General features: G+C 59.0%; 16 protein-coding genes. All 16 read left to right on the top strand.

Annotation, left to right across the window (positions count from 1 at the left end; all coding sequences use genetic code 11):
* Positions 1 to 19 precede the first annotated feature (19 nt).
* The 16 genes from rsmH (at position 20) to lpxC (ending at position 18,035) form a co-directional block, all read left to right on the top strand.
* The gene (rsmH, locus tag ACEPPP_RS14130; RefSeq protein WP_374090929.1) at positions 20 to 928 is read left to right on the top strand and encodes a 16S rRNA (cytosine(1402)-N(4))-methyltransferase RsmH; all 909 of its coding nucleotides are present in this window, start codon (positions 20 to 22) and stop codon (positions 926 to 928) included.
* Between the two features lie 24 nt (positions 929 to 952).
* Entirely contained in the window at positions 953 to 1,201 is a 249-nt protein-coding gene (gene ftsL / locus ACEPPP_RS14135; RefSeq protein ID WP_374087705.1) for a cell division protein FtsL, read from the top strand.
* Positions 1,198 to 3,036, top strand: a complete 1,839-nt coding sequence (locus ACEPPP_RS14140) for a peptidoglycan D,D-transpeptidase FtsI family protein (RefSeq protein WP_374087706.1) — start codon at positions 1,198 to 1,200, stop codon at positions 3,034 to 3,036. The genes ftsL and ACEPPP_RS14140 overlap by 4 nt, the downstream gene beginning before the upstream one ends.
* Entirely contained in the window at positions 3,023 to 4,492 is a 1,470-nt protein-coding gene (locus ACEPPP_RS14145; protein WP_374087708.1) for a UDP-N-acetylmuramoyl-L-alanyl-D-glutamate--2,6-diaminopimelate ligase, read from the top strand. Before ACEPPP_RS14140 ends, ACEPPP_RS14145 begins: the two co-directional genes overlap by 14 nt.
* Before the next feature lie 15 nt (positions 4,493 to 4,507).
* Positions 4,508 to 5,863, top strand: coding sequence for a UDP-N-acetylmuramoyl-tripeptide--D-alanyl-D-alanine ligase (murF, locus tag ACEPPP_RS14150; RefSeq protein ID WP_374087710.1), 1,356 nt, complete (start codon positions 4,508 to 4,510; stop codon positions 5,861 to 5,863).
* Between the two features lie 3 nt (positions 5,864 to 5,866).
* Positions 5,867 to 6,949: a phospho-N-acetylmuramoyl-pentapeptide-transferase gene (gene mraY, locus ACEPPP_RS14155; protein WP_374087711.1), complete on the top strand. Its 1,083-nt coding sequence runs from the start codon at positions 5,867 to 5,869 to the stop codon at positions 6,947 to 6,949.
* A 19-nt stretch (positions 6,950 to 6,968) separates the two neighbouring features.
* Complete coding sequence (gene murD, locus ACEPPP_RS14160; RefSeq protein WP_374087713.1) at positions 6,969 to 8,339, top strand: UDP-N-acetylmuramoyl-L-alanine--D-glutamate ligase; 1,371 nt, start codon at positions 6,969 to 6,971, stop codon at positions 8,337 to 8,339.
* Entirely contained in the window at positions 8,336 to 9,511 is a 1,176-nt protein-coding gene (gene ftsW, locus ACEPPP_RS14165) for a putative lipid II flippase FtsW (RefSeq protein WP_374087715.1), read from the top strand. The genes murD and ftsW overlap by 4 nt, the downstream gene beginning before the upstream one ends.
* Positions 9,496 to 10,548: an undecaprenyldiphospho-muramoylpentapeptide beta-N-acetylglucosaminyltransferase gene (gene murG / locus ACEPPP_RS14170; RefSeq protein WP_374087717.1), complete on the top strand. Its 1,053-nt coding sequence runs from the start codon at positions 9,496 to 9,498 to the stop codon at positions 10,546 to 10,548. The genes ftsW and murG overlap by 16 nt, the downstream gene beginning before the upstream one ends.
* On the top strand, positions 10,548 to 11,987 hold the full coding sequence (murC, locus tag ACEPPP_RS14175) for a UDP-N-acetylmuramate--L-alanine ligase (protein ID WP_374087719.1): 1,440 nt from the start codon (positions 10,548 to 10,550) through the stop codon (positions 11,985 to 11,987). The genes murG and murC overlap by 1 nt, the downstream gene beginning before the upstream one ends.
* A 17-nt stretch (positions 11,988 to 12,004) precedes the next feature.
* Complete coding sequence (gene murB, locus ACEPPP_RS14180; RefSeq protein WP_374087721.1) at positions 12,005 to 12,898, top strand: UDP-N-acetylmuramate dehydrogenase; 894 nt, start codon at positions 12,005 to 12,007, stop codon at positions 12,896 to 12,898.
* Positions 12,899 to 12,932: 34 nt separating this feature from the next.
* Entirely contained in the window at positions 12,933 to 13,811 is an 879-nt protein-coding gene (locus tag ACEPPP_RS14185; RefSeq protein ID WP_374090930.1) for a D-alanine--D-alanine ligase, read from the top strand.
* A gap of 2 nt (positions 13,812 to 13,813) precedes the next feature.
* Positions 13,814 to 14,614, top strand: a complete 801-nt coding sequence (locus ACEPPP_RS14190) for a cell division protein FtsQ/DivIB (protein WP_374087723.1) — start codon at positions 13,814 to 13,816, stop codon at positions 14,612 to 14,614.
* On the top strand, positions 14,592 to 15,818 hold the full coding sequence (gene ftsA / locus ACEPPP_RS14195) for a cell division protein FtsA (RefSeq protein ID WP_024299872.1): 1,227 nt from the start codon (positions 14,592 to 14,594) through the stop codon (positions 15,816 to 15,818). Before ACEPPP_RS14190 ends, ftsA begins: the two co-directional genes overlap by 23 nt.
* Before the next feature lie 26 nt (positions 15,819 to 15,844).
* Positions 15,845 to 16,999, top strand: a complete 1,155-nt coding sequence (gene ftsZ / locus ACEPPP_RS14200) for a cell division protein FtsZ (protein ID WP_374087725.1) — start codon at positions 15,845 to 15,847, stop codon at positions 16,997 to 16,999.
* Between the two features lie 112 nt (positions 17,000 to 17,111).
* Positions 17,112 to 18,035, top strand: coding sequence for a UDP-3-O-acyl-N-acetylglucosamine deacetylase (lpxC, locus tag ACEPPP_RS14205; protein WP_374087727.1), 924 nt, complete (start codon positions 17,112 to 17,114; stop codon positions 18,033 to 18,035).

The following is an 18,035-nucleotide window of genomic DNA, read 5'->3' on the forward strand; positions in this document are numbered from 1 at the left end:
TGTGTTGCATTTACCGGTCATGCTGGAAGAGGCGCTGGCGCAATTGGCGGTCAAGCCTCGCGGGGTTTATTTGGATTGTACGTTCGGGCGCGGCGGCCATAGCCGAGCCTTGCTGCAGCGGCTGGATGCGGATGGGCGCCTGTTTGCGATCGACCGCGATGTGGAAGCGGTCGAGTCCGACGCCGCGCAGGATCTGCGGCAAGACGGCCGTTTTCGCTTGTTTCACGGCTGTTTTTCGGAATTGGCCGCGATCGTCGAGCGTGAAGGCTTGACAGGCCAAATCGACGGTATCTTGCTGGACCTCGGCGTTTCTTCGCCTCAGTTGGACAATCCGGACAGAGGCTTCAGCTTCATGAAGGACGGCCCCTTGGACATGCGGATGAACAGCAGCGTCGGCCCTTCGGCGGCGGACTGGCTGGCGACTGTGCCAGAGAAGGAGTTGGTCAGGGTGTTGTTCGAATACGGCGAGGAGCGCTTTGCGCGGCGCATTGCGAAGGCGATAGTGACCCGCCGGCTAGAAACCCCGATCACAACGACCCGGCAACTGGCCGAACTGATTGCCGAGGCGTCGCCGGCCACGGAGCGCCACAAGCATCCTGCGACCCGCACGTTCCAGGCGATACGGATCGAGATCAATCACGAGCTGGATGAATTGCAGACCGTGCTGCGGCAGGCGGTGCAGGTGTTGAAACCCGGCGGACGGCTGGTCGTAATCTCGTTTCATTCTTTGGAAGACCGCATCGTGAAGCGTTTCATCCGCAGCGAGTCGGGCAGCAAATACGATCCCGGCAAATTGCCGATCAGGGAAAGCGAGATTGAAAAAGGCGTATTGAAAAAAATCGGTTCATCGATCAAGGCCGGTCAGCAAGAGACCGGGCAAAATCCGCGGGCGCGCAGCGCGGTGATGCGGACGGCAGAGAGAGTTTAAGTGGCGGCATTCAAAAATTTGGCAATGGGTGCGTTATTCGCGCTGCTGCTGGCGTCGGCGCTGGCCGCGATTTACAGCAAATACCATTCGCGTCAGGTTTTTATCGAGATTCAGAAACAGGAAAAGATTCTGGATCAGTACGATGTCGAGTGGGGGCAACTGCAACTGGAACTGACGACTCAGGTGGACCAAAGCAAGGTCGAGCTGAGCGCGCGTGAACAACTGAAACTGGTCATGCCTGAACGCGACAAGATCGTTTATTTGAAACCATGAGAGATTTTCGCGGCAGAGTCAAATCAGGATCGGCGCCGGTCGATTGCGAACGGAGGAGGAAGCTGCTCGTTTTGTCGGTGCTGGTGTGCATGGCCGTTCTGGTAGTGCGGGCGGTCGATCTGCAGGTGTTCGACAAGCAGTTTTTGCAGAAGCAGGGCAATAAAACCTATGTGACCGATGTGGTCGTGCCGGCTTATCGCGGCATGATTCGGGATAGAAACGGCGAGCCGCTGGCGGTCAGTACGCCGATGCAGTCGATCTGGGTGAACGCGAAGGATCATCATCAGGCCGAACAGGATTTCGCGGACGAACTGAAAAAACGCAAAAAAAGCCCGGAAGACATCGAGGCGCTGTTGAACGACTATCGCGGCAAGAGCCGGGCCGCAATCCGCGAGATGGAGCGGCTGCTCGATTTGCCGCCGGGCAGGGTCGCCGGCTTGTTGAATGACAATCCGAAGCGGCAGTTTGCCTACGTGATTCGCCGAATCGAACCGCCGCTTGCCGAGCAGGTGAAGAACCTGAAGATCGCCGGCGTCAATTTCGACCGCGAATTCAAACGCTTTTACCCGACCGGTGCGGTCTCCGCGCATGTGGTCGGCTTTACCGATCTGAACGACGCCGGCCAGGAAGGCATCGAGAAGGGCTACGAAGACGTGCTGAAGGGGGTGCCGGGACGCAAGCGGGTGATCCGCGACGGTAAGCAGCACATCATCGAGGATGTCGAAAACGTCCGCGACCCGGCGCCGGGTCGCGATTTGCAGTTGAGCATCGATCAGCGCATTCAGTACATTGCCTATAAGGAACTGCAACGCGCCGTGGCCGAGAATGAGGCCAAATCCGCTTCGCTGGCGGTGCTGGATGCGAAGAATGGCGAGATTCTCGCCGCGGTCAGTTTGCCGCCGTTCAATCCGAATGCGCGGGAAGACTTGAAGGAGGCTCTTTACCGGAACCGGGCGATGACCGAGATTTTCGAACCCGGTTCGACCGTGAAGCCGTTCGTGGTCGCCGCGGCGCTGGATGGCGGCTATGTGCGCCCGAATGCGTTGTTCGTGACGCACGGCGTGTTTCAGGTCGGCAAGCATACGGTCCGGGATGTGCATAATTACGGCACGATGGACTTGACGCATGTGATCAAGAAATCCAGCAATGTCGCGGTATCGCAGATGGCATTGAAGATGCCGCCGAAATATTTTTGGGGCATTTATAACCAGCTCGGTTTCGGCAAATCGGCGGAGGCCGGATTTCCCGGCGAAGCTTCGGGACGGCTGCTGCATTATTCGAAAATGAAGGACTTCGACCGGGCGACGCTGTCGTTCGGTTACGGACTCAGCGCCTCGGTGGTGCAACTGGCGAAAGCCTACACCGCCTTGGCCGACGATGGCGTTCTGCATTCGGTCAGTCTGTTGAAACGCGATGAGGATCCGAATCCGGTGCGCGTGTTTTCGGCCAAGACCGCCCAAAGCGTGCGCAAGATGATGGAAAGCGTGATCATGAAGGACGGCACCGCCTATGAGGCGAGGGTGGATGGCTATACGGTGGCGGGCAAGACCGGCACGGTCAAGAAGGCCGCCGGCGCGCACGGCTACACCAGCAACAAATATTTCGCGGTATTTGCGGGCATCGCGCCGGCCAGCGACCCGAGGCTGATCATCACGGTGATGATCGATGAACCTTCGGCGGGCAAGTATTACGGCGGCCTGGTGTCGGCGCCGGTGTTTTCCCGGGTAATGAGCGGCGCTTTGCGGGTGCTGGATATTCCACCGGACAGGGAGGATACGATGCCGATCGTGTTGTCTCATAAAGAGTCGTCAGGAGACAGCCATGAAATTGACTGAGTTACTCGCCGCTCCGGTGGCGCCCCTGCACGATGTCGACATCAGCGGCCTGAACTTGGATAGCCGGCAGGTTGCCCCGGGCGATGCCTTCGTCGCTTTGGCCGGCGCGAATCAGCATGGCTTAAAGCATGCGGCGCAGGCGCTCGAACTCGGCGCGACGGTCATTCTGTACGATCCGGCTGGCGGCGGTTCCGAACTGGCGGCGGACTTAAACGGCGCGCCCTTGGTGGCGGTCGAAGATTTGAGCGGGAAACTGGGCGATCTGGCCGCGCGCTTCTACGGCGATCCGTCTGCGGCGATGCGGGTGTTCGGCATTACCGGCACCAACGGCAAGACTTCCTGTTCCCAGTTTTTGAGCCAGCTGTTGCCCGCTTGCGGCATTATCGGCACCCTGGGTTGGGGCGAATGGGGTAGGCTGAACAAGACGCTGAATACCACGCCCGATGCGCTCGCGGTGCAGCGCATGCTGGCCGAATTGCGGCAACAGGGCAAGGCGTCCGTCGCGATGGAGGTATCATCGCACGGTATCGAACAGGGCCGGGTCAACGGGGTGCATTTTGAGGGCGCGGTATTCACGAATATCAGCCGCGATCATCTCGACTATCACGGCACGATGGAGGCCTATGTCGCGGCCAAGCTGGCCCTGCTCAGGCAGCCTGGCCTCAAGTTTGCGGCGGTGAATCTGGACGATGACTACGGCGCGCAAATCTTGGCCGCAACGCCGGACAGCGTGACGGTATGGGGGCACAGCCGGCAGGGAAAAACCAGCGCCAAGGGCGAAAGCCTAAATGCCGAGAATGTCAGGCATCAGCCGGACGGCATCGAGTTCGATGTGTGCTGGCGCGAGCAGCGGGTGACCGTACAGACGCCGTTGTTTGGCGATTTCAATATCGACAACTGTTTGAGCGTGCTGGCGGTGCTGCTGGCGATCGGTGAACCGATCGACCGTGCCGCCATCAAATTGCGGGGGCTGATCCCGGTTCAGGGACGCATGGAGCGCTTTGGCGGCGACCGGCAGCCCTGGGTGTTTGTCGATTACGCGCATACGCCGGACGCGCTCGATAAAGTGTTGGCGAGCGTCAGACAGCATTGCCGGCAGCACTTATGGGTGGTATTCGGCTGCGGCGGCAACCGGGACCGGGGCAAGCGCGCCGAAATGGGCGCCGGCGCCTCACGGTGGGCCGACCACGTGATCGTGACCGACGACAATCCGCGTCACGAAAACGGCCAGCACATCGTGGGCGACATCCTGACCGGCTGCCGTAAAGAGCGGGTGCGCGTGATCAGAGACAGAAAACAGGCGATCGAAACGGCCATCCTGGAGGCGGGCGCAGACGACTGGATCGTGGTCGCCGGCAAGGGCCATGAGGATTATCAGGAAATAGCCGGCGTGCGCTATCCGTTTAGCGATGCCGAGGCCGTGCAGAGGGCATTAGAATTGAGGACGACCGATTGAGGAACAAGAGTGGATATGCGGTTGAGTGAATGCGCAGAGCTCCTGAACGGGGAGTTGATCGGCGGCGATGGCGTCTTCGGGGCGGTCAGCATCGATACCCGGACCTTACAGTCGGGCGATCTCTATATCGCGATCAAGGGCGAACGCTTCGACGGCAATGAATTCGTCGACCAGGCGGCGCAAAACGGCGCGGTAGCGGCAGTCGTGCACCGGGGCGTCACAGCGAACATCCCGGCGATTGAGGTTGAAGACACCCATCTGGCCCTGGCCGAACTGGGCGGTGCCTGGCGCAAGAAGACCGGGGCGAAAGTCGTCGGCGTGACCGGCAGCAACGGCAAGACGACCGTGAAGGAAATGACCGCGGCGGTGCTCGCGAGTGATGGCGAAGTGCTCTATACGAAGGGCAATTTGAACAATGACATCGGCGTGCCGCTGACCCTGCTGCGCCTTGCGGAGCGGCACCGTTACGCGGTGGTCGAAATGGGCGCCAATCATCCTGGCGAAATCGCCTACACCGCGGCTTATGCCGCGCCGGATGTGGCGATCATCACGAATGCCGGCCCCGCGCATATCGAGGGTTTCGGCAGCGTCGAAGGGGTGGCCCGGGCCAAGGGCGAACTGTTTGCGGCGTTGAAGCCGGACGGCGTGGCGATCATCAACCGGGATGATACCTTCTTTGAGTACTGGCGGTCGGTGGCGGGTGCGCGCAAGGTCGTGTCCTTCGGTTTGCGCGAAAAGAGTGATGTGACGGCATCGGATATCAAAACCGAGGTCATCGAGCATCGGTTCAGGACCTCCTTCATGCTTTCCGCGCCCGCAGGCCGAGCGCATTGCCGGTTACAGTTGGCAGGCCGGCATAATGTAGTGAACGCGTTGGCCGCGGCTGCGGCCGGTTTGGCGCTGGGTTTGGGTCTGGAGCAGATCGTAGAGGCCCTGCAGGCGGTCAAGCCGGTCACCGGCAGGCTACAGCCTTGGGTCGGCCGCAAAGGTAATATTGTGATCGACGATACCTATAATGCGAACTCGGGATCGCTGAAGGCCGGGCTCGATGTGCTGGCCGGCGTCGGACAAAAGCCCTGGCTGGTGCTGGGCGCGTTTGGCGAATTGGGTCCCGAGAGCTTGGCTATGCACCGGGACATGGGCGGGTTGATCAAGTCGAGTGGAGTTGTGCGCCTGCTAGCCACAGGCTCCGATGCCAGGGCCACGGTTGAAGCCTTCGGCAAAGGGGCCTCTTTTTACGAGACCCAGGAAGAATTGATCGCGGCGCTGGAACACGAATTGACGGGTGATGAAACGATCCTGATCAAAGGGTCGAGAATACGCCGGATGGAAAATGTCGCGGCGGCACTGGTGGAAAATTTTAGAGCGTAATCGATGTTACTGTACTTTGCAGATTATTTAATGTCATTTGATAGTGCCTTCAGGGTGTTTCATTACCTGACTTTTAGAGCCATTTTGGGCTCGTTGACCGCTCTGGCCATTTCATTGCTGTTCGGGCCGCTCATGATCCGCAAGCTGACCCATAAAAACATCGGTCAAAGCATTCGCGAACTGGGTCCCGAATCGCACTACGAAAAGAAAGGCACGCCGACGATGGGCGGCACGATGATTCTGGTCGCGATCGCGGTCAGCACGCTGCTCTGGGCCGATCTGAGCAACCATTATGTCTGGACGATTTTATTGGTTACGCTGGGTTACGGCATCGTCGGTTTTGTCGATGATTACCGGAAAGTGATCAAGCGCAACAGCGACGGCCTGTCCGCGAAAGCCAAATATTTCTGGCAGTCGGTGATCGGTTTCGCGGCCGCGGTGTTTTTATATAAAACCGCGACCTTGCCCGTCGAAACGCAGTTTTTCGTGCCGTTCTTCAAGGATGTCGTATTCAACATGGGCTGGTTGTATGTGGTCCTGACCTATTTCGTGATCGTCGGCACCAGCAATGCGGTGAATCTGACCGACGGCCTGGATGGTCTGGCGATCATGCCGACCGTGATGGTGGCCGGTGGGCTCGGCATTTTTGCCTATCTTTCCGGGCACGCGGCGTTCGCGAATTATCTTGCGATTCCGTTTTTGCCGCATTCCGGCGAACTGCTGGTGTTCTGTTCGGCGCTGATCGGCGCGGGGCTCGGTTTTCTCTGGTTCAACGCCTATCCGGCGATGGTGTTCATGGGCGATGTCGGCGCGCTGGCGCTCGGCGCGGCGCTGGGCCTGTTGGCGGTGCTGGTGCGTCAGGAAATCGTGCTGGTGATCATGGGCGGCGTCTTCGTGATGGAAACCTTGTCGGTGATCATCCAGGTCGCGTCTTTCAAAACGACCGGCAAACGGGTGTTCAAGATGGCGCCGATTCATCATCATTTCGAATTGAAAGGCTGGCCCGAGCCGCGTGTGATCGTGCGTTTCTGGATCATCACCGTAGTTCTGGTGCTGATCGGTCTCGCGACCCTGAAACTGCGTTGATGCCTTTGGGAGGTGATGCATGGAAAATGCCCCGATTATTAAAAAACTGATTTCCCGATTTGCACTGGATCCCCGGCGCGCGAAAGTGCTGGTGGTCGGCCTCGGCGTAACCGGACTGTCGGTCGCGAAATATCTGTCAAGGCTCGGCTTCAATTTTGCGGTCGTCGACAGCCGGGACAACCCGCCGTCGCTGAAGGAGTTCACCGAACAGATGCCGGATGTGCCGATCTTTACCGGCAAATTCAACGAAGAAGCCTTTCAGGTTGCGTCGCATCTGGTAATCAGCCCGGGCGTTCCGCTGACCGAACCCGCGATCGCTCAGGCGGTCGCGAACGGTTCGGTGATCCTCGGCGATATCGATCTGTTTGCCTGTTCGACGAATGCGCCGATCGTTGCGATTACCGGTTCGAACGGCAAGAGCACGGTAACGACGATGCTCGGCGAGATGGCCAAAATTTCGGGCAAGCTGGTCGGCGTCGGCGGCAATCTGGGCACGGCCGCGCTGGATCTGCTCGAGACGCCGGCGGATTTGTTCGTGTTGGAATTGTCGAGTTTTCAACTCGAAAGAACGACCGCCTTGAACGCGGCCGCCGCGACCGTGCTGAACATCTCGGCCGATCATCTGGATCGGCACAAAGATGTCGAGGAATATGCCGGCGCCAAACAACGCATCTTTGACGGCAACGGGGTGATGGTGATCAACGCCGATGATCCTCGCGTCAACGCGATGCGGCGTAAAGGCCGGCGGACCTATGCGTATTCGATCAAAGAAGCCGCCGATTTCACGCTGGCGAAGATCGAGGGCGTCGAATGCCTGGTCTACGGCGGCAGGAAGCTGATGGAATTGTCCGAATTGCGCCTGGAAGGCCGTCATAATGCCGCCAACGCGCTGGCCGCGCTGGCACTTGGGATTGCGGTCGGCCTGGATCCGGACAGCATGTGCGATGCGCTCAGACGCTTCCGGGGCCTGCCGCACCGGATGCAGCGCGTCGGCAAAATCAAGGATGTGACCTGGATCAACGACTCGAAAGCGACCAACATCGGCGCCTGCATCGCGGCGCTGCAAGGCTGCGACCGCAAGGTGGTGCTGTTGGCCGGCGGCGATGCGAAAGGGGCCGATATGAGCGAATTGCGGCCTGCCGTACAGGAAAAAGTCAAAAGCGTGGTGTTGATGGGCAGGGATGCGGACCTGATCGACCAGGCTTTGGCCGGCTGTGTGCCGACGTACCGTGCCCAAGACATGCAGGAAGCGGTGCGGATTGCGGCCAGCCTGGCCGAGCCCGGCGACGCGGTGTTGTTGTCCCCGGCCTGCGCGAGCCTCGATCAATATAAAAACTATCAGGAGCGCGGCGAAAAGTTCGCCAAAGCGGTCCAGGAATTGCTGGCGTGAGCATCGAGAACCGCTCGCCCAGAGTCAAGCGCTGGCATTTCGATTCGGTGCTGCTGCTCACCTCGGTCAGCCTGTTGCTGATCGGCTTCGTGATGGTTACCTCCTCGTCATTGCATCTGGGCGTCAAACAGGGCGAGACCTCGCTGCATTATCCGATCCGCCAGCTGGTGCATATCCTGCTCGGCCTCGGCATGGGCTGGGTGATCATGAAGGTGCCGGTCGGCAAATGGGAAAAACTCGGCCCCTGGCTATTGGCTTTCGGAATGGTATTGCTGACGGTCGTGCTGATTCCGGGGCTGGGCGTGAGGGTCAAGGGCAGTACCCGTTGGCTCACGATAGCCGGCCTTAGGATACAGGTATCCGAGGCGGTCAAGTTTTTTGCGGTGATCTACATGGCCGGTTACGTGAACCGGCGTCAGGCGAAATTGCAGTCGTCCGCGATGGGCCTGATCGCGCCGCTCGGCTTGTTCGTGGTGGTCGCCTTATTGCTGTTGATGGAGCCAGACCTGGGTTCGGCGGTGGTGATCCTGATGATCGTGATCGGCATGTTGTTTCTGGCCGGCGCGCGCTTGTCGATCCTGTTTCCGTTGGGGGCGGTCGGCGTCGTTGCTTTTGCCTTGCTGGTCTATTTCGAACCTTATCGGATGAAGCGGATTACCGGTTTTTTGGACCCTTGGGCCGATCCGCTCGGTACCGGCTTTCAATTGGTGCAGGCTCTGATTTCGTTCGGACGCGGCGAACTGCTCGGCGTCGGCTTAGGTAGCGGCATACAGAAATTGTTTTATTTGCCCGAGGCGCATACCGACTTCCTGTTTTCGGTGATCGCCGAGGAGTTGGGTTTGCTTGGCGTGGTGACCGTGATCGGACTGTTTGCGCTGTTCTTCTGGCGCATCTTCGAAATCGCGGCCGCCGCCGAAAAGGCGGGGCAACTGTTTGCGGCGTTTATCGCCTACGGCCTGGGATTGTGGTTCGGCTTCCAGGCCTTTGTGAACATGGGCGTGAATATGGGCATTTTGCCGACGAAAGGCTTGACATTGCCGCTGATGAGTTACGGCGGCGGCAGTATGATCGTGATGTGTATGGCGGTCGCTTTATTGTTTCGGGTGCATACCGAGATCGCGGAAATTCACGCCAGCACACCCAAAGGAAAATCGAGATGGCAAAACGCATAGTCATCATGGCCGGAGGCACCGGCGGACATGTCTTTCCGGCCTTGGCGGTCGCGGAAGCGTTATTGGAGAAAGGCTGGGAAGTCTCCTGGCTCGGAACGCGGGGCGGCCTCGAAGCCCGGGTAGTGCCGGAGCACGGCATCGCGATCGACTGGCTGTCGGTCGCCGGCGTCCGGGGCAAGGGGGCTCTGTCCAAATTGACCGCGGTGTTCAAGCTGGTCAAGGCCTGCCTGCAGGCGGCGAGATTGCTGAAGAAACGCAAGCCGGATGTGGTGCTGGGCATGGGCGGCTTTGTCGCGGGGCCCGGCGGACTGATGGCCAAGATGCTCGGCATTCCTCTGGTCATCCATGAACAGAACCGGGTGCCCGGAACGACCAATCGTTGGCTCGCACGCTTGGCCAACCGCGTCCTGGAAGCCTTTCCGGATAGTTTTGCAAAAAAGCGGCGGGCGACCTGCACCGGCAATCCGCTCAGAAAAAAGTTTTTATCGATGCACAAAGATCAACAAGATAAGGTCGAGCAAGGCTTGAGAATTTTGATTGTCGGCGGCAGCCAGGGCGCGCAAAGGCTGAACGAGATCGTGCCGGAGGCGATGGCGCGGCTGAAAGACATTCAGGTGCTCCACCAAACCGGAGCGGCGATGCAGGAAGAGGTCGCGGCGCGTTACCGGGAACTCGGCGTCAATGCGGAAGCGAAGGCTTTCATTCAGGACATGGCGCAGGCTTATCAATGGGCCGATCTGGCGATTTGCCGGGCGGGCGCGATGACGATCAGCGAACTGGCCGCGATCGGTTGTCCTGCGATTCTGGTGCCGTTGCCCTGGGCGATCGACGACCACCAGGTCGCGAATGCGCATTATCTGAGCGATGCCGGCGCGGGAGTGATCCTGCTGCAAAAGGATTTAACGCCGGAAACCTTGGCCGAAGCGGTAACCCGCATGCGCGCCGAGCTGGCAAAGATGGCCGCCGCGGCGAAGGCATGTGCGCGGCTCGATGCGACCGAGGCGGTCGCGAATTACTGTATTGCCGAGGCGAACTGATGAACATTCCGAATATCAATGGACCGGCCGCGGTGCTCTGCAACATCAAGCGGATTCATTTCGTCGGCATCGGCGGCACCGGCATGAGCGGCATCGCAGAAGTCTTGCGGAATCTGGGGTACGAGGTCTCCGGCTCGGACATCAAGGAAAGTGCGGTGACGCAGCGGCTTGCCGGACTGGGCGTCGAGGTGACTATCGGTCATAAGCGCGAGAATGTGACCGAAGCCGATGTGGTGGTGGTGTCGAGCGCGGTAGACCGCAGCAACGACGAGGTCGATCAGGCCTATCTGGAGCGGATCCCGGTGATTCCGCGCGCGGAGATGCTGGCCGAACTGATGCGCTTCCGTTTCGGCATCGCGGTCGCCGGCACGCACGGCAAGACCACCACCACCAGCCTGGTCGCAAGCATGCTGGCCGAAGGCGGCCTCGATCCGACCTTCGTGATCGGCGGTCGCTTGAACAGCGCCGGCACCAACGCAAAACTGGGCCTCGGCAATTATCTGGTCGCCGAAGCCGACGAAAGTGATGCGTCTTTCCTGTATTTGCAGCCGATGATGGCGATCGTGACCAACATCGATCAGGACCACATGGCAACCTACGAGGGCAGCTATCAGCGCCTGAAAGAGACGTTCATCGAATTTCTGCATCACCTGCCGTTTTACGGGATGGCTGTGTTGTGCATGGACGACGAGGGCGTCAGGGAAATCCTGCCGCAGTTGTCGAAGCCGGTCACGACCTACGGCGTGCACGACGATGCGGATGTGCGCGCGGTGAACATCGTGCAGCAGGGTATGCATACGTCCTTTACCGCGCTCCGGCGCGGCGATTTTCCGCCGCTCGAAGTGACGTTGAACCTGCCGGGCTGGCATAACATGCTGAATGCGCTGGCCGCGATCAGCGTCGCGACCCGCCTCGGCGTCGACGACAGCGCGATCGTTTCGAGCCTTCGCGCCTTCAAGGGCGTCGGCCGGCGTTTTCAGATCAACGGCAATATCGATCTGCCGGAAGGCAGGCTGACCCTGGTCGACGACTACGGCCATCACCCGCGCGAAATCGCCGCGACCCTCGAGGCGCTGCGTCAGGCCTGGCCCGACCGCCGTGAAGTGCTGGTGTTTCAGCCGCACCGCTATACGCGGACGCGGGATTTGTTCGAGGATTTCGTGCATGTGCTGTCGACGGTCGACGTATTGGTCCTGCTGGATGTGTATGCGGCCGGCGAAGCGGTGATCCACGGCGCGGATGGCCGCGCGTTGAGCCGGGCGATCAGGAACCGCGGCAAGGTCGACCCGATTTTTGTCGAGAACTGGGAAGAGTTGGCGGACGTGCTGGCCGGCATCGTGAAGCCGAACGATGTGATCATGACGATGGGCGCGGGCAATGTCGGCCAGATCGCGACGCAGTTGCCGACTCTGCTGCAGGATGCGCTGGCCGCATGCTGAGCCTTGAGACGAATGCTATGAAAGGCCGCCTGCTCGAAAACGAACCGCTGGCGAAGCATACCAGCTGGCGCGTCGGAGGCCCTGCCGACAGGATGTACATCCCCTTCGACCGGCAGGATTTGATCGACTTCATCCGGCAATTGCCGGCCGAAGAGCCGGTGTTCTGGATCGGTCTCGGCAGCAATCTGTTGGTCCGGGACGGCGGCATCCGCGGCACCGTGATCAACACGAAAGGCCGCTTGAAGGAAATGAAACGGTTGGTCGACGGTTCGGTATATGTCGAGGCCGGCGTGCCTTGCGCGCATGTCGCGCGCTTCTGCGGCGAACAGGGCCTTTGCGGCGCCGAGTTTCTGGCCGGCATTCCAGGCACGATGGGCGGCGCGTTGAAGATGAACGCCGGCGCCTTCGGCGGCGAGACCTGGGAAATCGTCGAAAGCGTCGAGATGCTTTCGGCGACGGGCGAATTGTCTGAACGCAGCAAGGCGTCCTTCCAGATCAGCTACCGCTCGGTCAAGGGCTTCGACGCGAATAAGGAATGGTTCATTTCGGCGGTCTTGCGGCTGCCGAACGGCGACACCGAAGCCAGCCAGCAAAAAATCAAGGAATTGCTGGACCGGCGCGGCAAGACCCAGCCGACCAACCAGCCGAGTTGCGGCTCGGTGTTTAAGAATCCGCCGGGTGATCATGCGGCACGCCTGATCGAGCAGTCCGGCTTGAAAGGCTATGCGATCGGCGGCGCCTGCGTCTCCGAGAAACATGCGAATTTTATCGTGAACACGGGCAAGGCGAAGGCGGCCGATATCGAGGCGCTGATCGCCCATGTTCGGCAAACCGTCAACAACAACTATGGTATCAGCCTGCAGACCGAGGTCTGTATGGTCGGCGAAACGAGTGAGGCTCTGAGTGTATAACAATCCGGAACAATTTGGGCGCGTTGCCGTATTGATGGGAGGAACCGCCGCGGAACGGCCGGTCTCGCTCAGAAGCGGCGCGGCGGTTTATGAAGCTTTGAAACGCAAGGGCGTCGATGCGGTCGCGATCGATGTGACCGGCAGCCCGATCGAAGCCTTGCAAGGTGTCGCGGTCGACCGCGTGTTCAACATCATTCACGGCCGCGGCGGCGAAGACGGCGTACTGCAAGGCGTGCTCGAAGTGATGCAGATTCCTTATACCGGCAGCGGCGTGCTGGCGTCGGCATTGAGCATGGACAAGTTGCGCACGAAGCTGTGTTGGCGCGGCTTCGGCCTGCCTACGCCGCCCTGGACCCTGCTGAAGGATCAAGGCGATATCGACAGTTGCATCGAGCAATTGGGTTTTCCGGTCATCGTGAAGCCGGCGCAGGAAGGCTCCAGCATCGGCATGAGCAAGGCGCACAACCGCGACGAGCTGGTGGCGGCCTATCAATTGGCTGCATCGTACAAGTGCGATGTGTATGCGGAAGCCTGGGTGACCGGGCAGGAATATACGGTCGGTATCCTGAACGGCGAAGCCTTGCCGGTGATCCGTCTCGAAACGCCGCATACGTTTTACGATTATGATGCGAAATACCATGCGAACACGACCCAATACCATTGCCCTTGCGGCCTGAATCACGCCGAGGAGGCGAAATTGCAGGCACTGGCGGTCAGCGCCAGTCAGGTGGTCGGTGTGCAAGGCTGGGCGCGGGTCGACGTGTTTATCGATCATGCAGGACAAGCGCAATTGATCGAAATCAATACGGTGCCAGGCATGACCGATCACAGTCTGGTGCCGATGGCCGCGCGCCAGGCCGGGCTCGATTTTGATCAATTGGTGTGGCGGATTTTGGCGACCAGTTGCCGGTAACGATGAATGCAAGCTGGAAAATCCTGGCAGTACTGGGCGTAATCGGCGTCCTGGTCTGGAAATTTGGTGAAGGCTTCAAGCCTTACAGTTCCCATGTCACGCCGGTCAAATATGTCAGAATCGGGGGCGTGTTCCAGCATCTGACCAAAGACGAAATTAAAAACACGCTGTTGCCGTTGGTGCAGGCAGGTTTTCTAGCCACCGACATGCAGGCTGTGCATGTGGCGGTCGCGAATTTGCCCTGGGTTGAAGGCGTTGAGGTCAAGCGGGTGTGGCCGGATGCGATCGACATTCGGGTAGGGGAGAAAACCGCTTTCGCGCGCTGGGGCGATAACAGTCTGATCACCGAGCAGGGCGTGATTTTTTCACCGCACAATGTGGATCAGTTTCTGATGTTGCCGAAGGTGACGGGCCCTGCGCTGCAGGAACAAAAAGTGCTCGAAATCATGAAGGGCGTCACCACCGCGCTGGAAGATCAGGCGATGGTATTGACCGAGTTTGCGATCAATGACCGTTGGGCCTGGAAGATAAGGCTCGCGAACGGCATGGAAATCTTGTTGGGACGCGAAGACCAGTTAAAGAAATTGCAGCGCTTTTTACGGACGTTGCAGGTGATGGGCCCGGAGCAGGCGGATGCGATCGCGATCGCCGATTTGCGCTATCCGAACGGTTATGCGGTGACCTGGCGGCCGGACACGCCGCCAATCGATTGGAGCAAACTGGCCGATCCGAAACCGGTCAGCGAAGAACAAACGAATAAAGCCACTCAGAGTAAAAAATATGGCAAAAAAAACAGAACGTAATTTAATCGTCGGCTTGGACATCGGCACCACCAAAGTCGCTGCGATTGTCGGAGAGATTACCAGCGAGGGCCATATCGAGGTGATCGGCATCGGCCAGACTGCGTCGCGCGGCTTGAAAAAGGGCGTCGTGGTAAATCTGGAGTCGACCGTCAATTCGATCCAGCGCGCGATCGAGGAGGCCGAACTGATGGCCGGTTGCCAGATCAAGTCGGTGTTCGCAGGAATCGCCGGCAGCCATATCAAAAGCCTGAATTCGCACGGTATCGTCGCGATCAAGGACAAGGAGGTCACGCAATACGACATCGATCGGGTGATCGATTCGGCGCGCGCGGTCGCGATTCCGGCCGATCAAAAGATTCTGCACATTTTGCCGCAGGAGTTCGTGATCGACTTGCAGGAAGGCATCAAGGAAGCGATCGGCATGTCCGGCATTCGTCTCGAGGCGAAGGTGCACATGGTGACCAGCAGCGTCAGCGCGCAGCAAAACATCATCAAATGCATTCGCCGTTGCGGTCTCGAAGTCGATGACATCGTGCTCGAACAACTGGCGTCCTGCAATGCGGTGTTGACAGAAGACGAAAAAGAACTGGGCGTCTGTCTGATCGACATCGGCGGCGGTACGACCGATATCGCGGTGTTTGCCGACGGCGCGATCAAGCATACTTCGGTGATTCCGATCGCCGGCGATCAGGTCACGAATGACATCGCGGTTGCCTTGAGAACGCCGACCGTGAATGCGGAAGAGATCAAACGCAAACATGCCTGCGCCTTGACCCAACTCGCCGATGTCGAAGGCTCGATCGACGTGCCAAGCATCGGCGACCGCGCGCCGCGCAAGATTTCGATGCAAAATCTCGCGGAAATCATCGAGCCGCGCTACGAAGAATTGTTGATGCTGGTGCAGTCGGAGCTCCGGCGCAGCGGCTACGAAGAACTGATTGCCGCCGGCATCGTGCTGACCGGCGGCAGTTCGAAGGTGACGGGGTTGATCGAGTTGGCGGAGGAGATCTTCCACATGCCGGTGCGGATGGGGGTTCCGCAAAACGTGACCGGGTTGCCGGATGTGGTCAGAAATCCGATTTACTCGACAGGTGTCGGCTTATTGATTTACGGCAGGGAGCACCAAAGTTACGGAAAAACCATCGAATATGATGGAACTGGCTGGTGGTCAAAGATCAAAAATTGGTTTCAAGGTAATTTTTAATTTCAAAGACGAATTAGGGGTGGGTTATGAAGTATGAGTTAATCGATACGTGCACCGAGTCGGCGGTGATCAAGGTGATTGGCGTCGGCGGTGGCGGTGGCAACGCAGTCAGTCAGATGGTGAACAGCCACATTGAGGGCGTCGAGTTCATTTGCGCGAATACCGACGCGCAGGCGCTCAGGAAACTGAATATGGGCACGATCATCCAGCTGGGTGTCGAGCTGACCAAGGGCCTCGGCGCGGGCACGAATCCTGAAGTCGGCCGCCAGGCTGCCGAGGAAAACCGCGATCGCATCAAGGAAGTGCTGGAAGGCGCGGACATGGTGTTCCTGACCGCCGGCATGGGCGGCGGTACCGGCACCGGCGCGATTCCGGTGATCGCGTCCTTGGCGCGTGAAATGGGCATCCTCACCGTTGCGGTCGTCACCAAGCCGTTCCTGTTCGAAGGCAAGAAGAAACTGGCGATTGCGGAGCAAGGCATCGCGGAACTGGAAAAATATGTCGATTCGTTGATCACGATCCCGAATCAGAAATTGCTGCCGGTGTTGGGCCATAACGTATCCTTGGTCGATGCGTTCAAGGCGGCTAATCATGTATTGCTCGATGCGGTTCAGGGCATCACCGAACTGATCGTGCATCCCGGCATGATCAACGTCGACTTTGCCGACGTGCGTACGGTCATGAAGGGCATGGGGGCGGCGATCATGGGTACCGGTTCCGCAACCGGCGATCAGCGCGCGCGCGAAGCGGCCGAAAAAGCGATCGCCTGCCCGCTGCTCGAAGACATCAATCTGCAAGGTGCAAAAGGCATTCTGGTCAATATCAGCGCTTCCGACATGGGCATCGCCGAGTTTGATGAAGTCGGCAGAATCGTACACGAGTTTGCTTCCGAAGACGCGATCATCAAGATCGGCACCGCGATCGATCCGGGGCTCGGCGATGAAATCAAGGTGACCGTGGTCGCGACCGGCATGGGATCGCAGCGGCAACAGGCCAAGGCGCCGGTTAAACTGATGCACAGAGCCGCGGCCGGCGAGGTCAGCTATAACGAATTCGACAAACCGACCGTGATGCGCAACAAACCGGAAGGCCGGGAAGCGCGTTTCAACGCCGCGGCCGGCAAGGAAACCAATCTCGAGCTTCTGGATATTCCGGCATTCTTGCGCCGTCAGGCCGATTGACGGATTGCGGTGGCGGCCGGGTTTTGCTCTGCAAACCCGGCCGGTTTCTGTTTTTGCGGACCGAACATGATAGAATGAGCTATTCCTATGCTTTAAATTCTACAGATCATTTATGATTAAACAGCGTACTTTGAAAAATTCGATCAGAGCCACTGGCGTCGGCCTGCACACGGGGGCGAAGGTCTATTTGACCCTGCATCCGGCCGAGCCGAATACCGGCATTCGCTTTCGCCGGGTGGATCTTGATCAGCCGGTCACGATTCAGGCCTCGCCGAGCAATGTCGGCGAAACGGTGCTTTCTACCACACTGGTTGCCGGCAATGTCAAGATCTCTACGATCGAACATCTGCTGTCGGCTTTCGCCGGTCTAGGCATCGACAATGCCCTGATCGATGTCAGCGCGGCCGAGGTGCCGATCATGGACGGCAGCGCCGGACCTTTTGTCTTTTTGCTGCAATCGGCCGGGGTTCAGGAACAGGACGCAGCCAAACAGTATATCCGGATTAAAAAGCGAATCCGGGTCGAAGACGGCGATAAGTGGGCGGCTTTCGATCCGTTCGACGGTTTCAAGGTGACGTTTACGATCGATTTCGAGCACCCGGCCTTTGCGGAGCATCTCCGAACCGCGACGATGGATTTTTCCTCGACGACCTTCGTGAAGGAAGTCAGCCGTGCCAGAACTTTCGGCTTCATGAAAGACATCGACATGCTGCGGCGCAACAATCTGGCGCTGGGCGGCAGTCTGGATAACGCGATCGTGGTCGACGATGCGAAAGTCCTGAACGAAGACGGCCTGCGCTATGCCGACGAGTTCGTCAAACACAAGATCCTTGACGCGATCGGCGATTTATATCTGCTTGGGCACAGTTTGATCGGCGAGTTTACCGGCTATAAGTCCGGACACGGCCTGAATAACCAACTGCTCCGCACCTTGCTGGACGATAAGGAGGCCTGGGAAATGGTCACTTTCGAAAACGAAAACGAAGCGCCGATTTCCTTCATGCGTTCGGCCGAGGCGCCAAGACCCGCCGCCTGA

Source organism: Methylomicrobium lacus (genome assembly GCF_041897535.1).
Taxonomy (GTDB): domain Bacteria; phylum Pseudomonadota; class Gammaproteobacteria; order Methylococcales; family Methylomonadaceae; genus Methylomicrobium; species Methylomicrobium lacus_A.